Source organism: Pseudomonadota bacterium, assembly GCA_034189865.1.
Classification (GTDB): Bacteria; Pseudomonadota; Gammaproteobacteria; order UBA5335; family UBA5335; genus JAXHTV01.
On sequence record JAXHTV010000061.1, the window covers coordinates 1 to 3,035 of the forward strand.

The window sequence follows — 3,035 nt, forward strand, 5'->3', positions numbered from 1 at the left end:
CACCATCACCATGACCCCATAGTCGGTCATCTTGCTGATTCGGAGCATCACAACACCCGCTGTAAAAAGTAGGACTAAATCAGTCCGAATTCGTTCCCGATAAAAGGCGCCGGAAAGCGCCCTTATTTCCCCAAGGCCGCTTATTGTAACGCCGCCGCGGCACAGGGAGCAAACATCCATTGCGACTAAAAACACCGGCGCTGGCCTCGCCACTTCGGCATCGCAGGGCGGCCATCGGCCGACGCGGCGATCCATGCCGGCTGGATCCATACACCGACGTTCGGGATCCGCCCATTGCCCTATGGATTGCCTCGTCGCTTCGTTTCTCGCAATGACATCGATCTTTCGTCATCGCGAGGAGGCAAAGCCGACGTGGCGATCCATGCAGTGGTTGTGATCGGTTCAACGCTCAGCGCCTGAAAGGGGTATTCCGCGGATCAGACCTTATAGTAGTCCCGGTACCAGGCAACGAAACGCTCAATGCCCACTTCCACCGGCGTGTCGGGCCGATAGCCCACATCCCGCTCCAGATCGGCGCAATCCGCGAAGGTATCCACCACATCGCCCGGCTGCATGGGCAGCAGCTCCATCCGCGCCGGCTTTCCGATCACCTTCTCGAGCGTCTGAATGTAGGTAATCAAGTCCACCGGTTGACCGTTGCCGATGTTATAAACGCGCCAGGGCGCCCGACTGCTTGCCGGATCGGGGGCTTTGGCATCCCACTGCGCATTGGACTTGGCCGGCCGATCCAACACCCGGACCACCCCTTCGACGATATCGTCGATGTAGGTGAAGTCACGGCTATGCCGTCCGCGATTGAAAACCGGTATGGACTCATCGGCCAGTAGTGCCCGGGTGAATTTAAACAACGCCATGTCGGGCCGGCCCCATGGCCCATAGACCGTGAAGAACCGCAGCCCCGTGCTGGGTATGTGGTAGAGATGGCTGTAGGCATGAGCCATCAATTCGTTGGCTTTTTTTGTCGCGCCGTAGAGCGCCAAGGGGTGATCCACATTGTCCGAAACCGAAAACGGCAGATGCTCGTTGGCCCCGTAAACAGAACTGCTGGACGCATAGACCAAGTGATCGACCGGATGATGTCGACACCCCTCCAGCACATGGAGAAACCCGCTGAGGTTGCTGTCGACGTAGGCGTGGGGATTGTCGAGTGAGTAGCGGACACCGGCCTGAGCCGCCAAATGCACGACCCCGTCGAACCCGCCCTGGGCAAACAGGCGCGTCATGCCCTCCCGATCGGCAAGATCCAAGTGTTGGAACCGAAAATTATCGAGCGGTTCCAGGTGCGCAAGACGGTCTTTTTTCAACTGAACGTCGTAGTAGTCGTTCAGGTTGTCGATACCCATCACCACGTCGCCCCGCTCGAGCAGACGCTGGGCGACATGGAATCCGATAAATCCGGCCACGCCGGTCACGAGTATGTGGGACATATTAAAACGAGACCCATCCTGATGGAGCGGAGAAGCGGGGGTAGTTTACCGGAAAACGATTCGCCGCCGGGGATGGGCACCCCTTGCCGTGGTGGCAGTGAAAACAAGGGCCCGGGTGACGATCCATGCCCCACGTTAGCCACCTCGTCATCGCGAGGGCCGTCAGGCCCGTGGCGATCCATGCCGCCTCGACCACTACATCAGCGTTCGGGGTCCACTCAACCCACCATGGATTGCCACAGCGCTTCGCAATGACGGAAATCCACTCCGTGCCGCGCTGGGGCTGGGTTTACCTCCAACGTCATCGCGAGGGCCGTCAGGCCCGTGGCGATCCATACGGCCTCGATCAATGCACCGACGTTCGGGATTCGCTCGATGCCCTATGGATTGCTTCGTCACTTCGCTCCTCGCAATGACATCCACCTTTCGTTATTGCGAGGAGGCTATGCCGACGTGGCGATCCATACGGCGCGGGATACGAACCGGACATCCGAGCGGTCCAGCAACATCGCAAGAACTGGCGGACCCTCCACTGGACATGTGACGAGGGCACTGAGAACTTAAAGACCGGCGTTGTTGCCGTCGAATACCCGATCCGCCCGGTAGCTGGAACGCACCAGCGGACCGGAAACCACTTCCAGAAAACCGCGGTCGAGACCCCATTGCCGGTACCGGGCGAAGTCCTCCGGCGGCACATAGCGTTGGACCGGCAAATGGTTGACGGTGGGGCGCAGATACTGCCCGAAGGTCACAATATCCACGTTGGCGGAGCGCAAATCATCCAAGGTTTGGAGGATCTCATCTTCGGTTTCGCCGAGACCCAGCATCAGGCTGGTTTTGGTGATGACATCCCGACGGGCCGATTTGGCGCCGGCCAACACGTCGAGTGTTTGCTCATATCCCGCCCGTCGATCGCGAACCTCGTGGGTTAACCGGCGCACCGTTTCGAGATTTTGAGCGTAGACGTCGACGCCGGACTCCACCACCGTTCGCACATGGTCAGGGTTACCACGGAAATCCGGGGTGAGCGCTTCGACCTTGGTGTCGGGGTTCAAATCTTTCGTAGCGACCACACACGCGGCGTAATGGGCCGCCCCGCCGTCGGGCAAATCGTCCCGGTCCACCGAGGTCAGCACCACATAGCGCAACCCCATCAGTTGCACCGCGCGGGCGGTGTTGGCAGGTTCTTCGGCGTCCAGTTTGCCGCGCGGATTACCGGTATCGACCGCGCAAAAGCGACACACCCGCGTGCACACCGACCCCATTACCATGATGGTGGCCGTACCGTGACTCCAGCACTCCGCCAGATTGGGACACATGGACTCTTCGCATACCGTGCTCAGCCGATGTTCGCGCACGATATCTTTCACATCCACATAACGGCCATGACCGGGCACCTTAACCCGCAACCACGCGGGCTTGTCTCCCCGCGGCACGGCGGCCGGGTCGCGCGCGCGCTTGACGCCGTTTTTGATGGCCGTCACACCATCGCGGTCATGCTTTTCGCCGCTGGAAACAACCGGGATGCCTTTGAATGCGGAGCTCACAACGTCAGACCTCATGGGCAAGGTGAACACTTTAGCGGTG

Annotated in this window: 3 protein-coding genes; all 3 read right to left on the minus strand. The window is 59.9% G+C overall.

What is annotated here, in order from left to right; translation table 11 throughout:
• Positions 1-255, minus strand: a 255-nt coding sequence (locus SVU69_13635; protein ID MDY6944038.1) for a hypothetical protein, incomplete at its 3' end; no start/stop codon positions are given.
• Positions 256-437: 182 nt separating this feature from the next.
• Positions 438-1,448, minus strand: a complete 1,011-nt coding sequence (locus tag SVU69_13640) for an NAD-dependent epimerase (protein MDY6944039.1) — start codon at positions 1,446-1,448, stop codon at positions 438-440.
• A gap of 560 nt (positions 1,449-2,008) precedes the next feature.
• Entirely contained in the window at positions 2,009-3,010 is a 1,002-nt protein-coding gene (lipA, locus tag SVU69_13645) for a lipoyl synthase (protein ID MDY6944040.1), read from the minus strand.
• Positions 3,011-3,035: the final 25 nt, after the last annotated feature.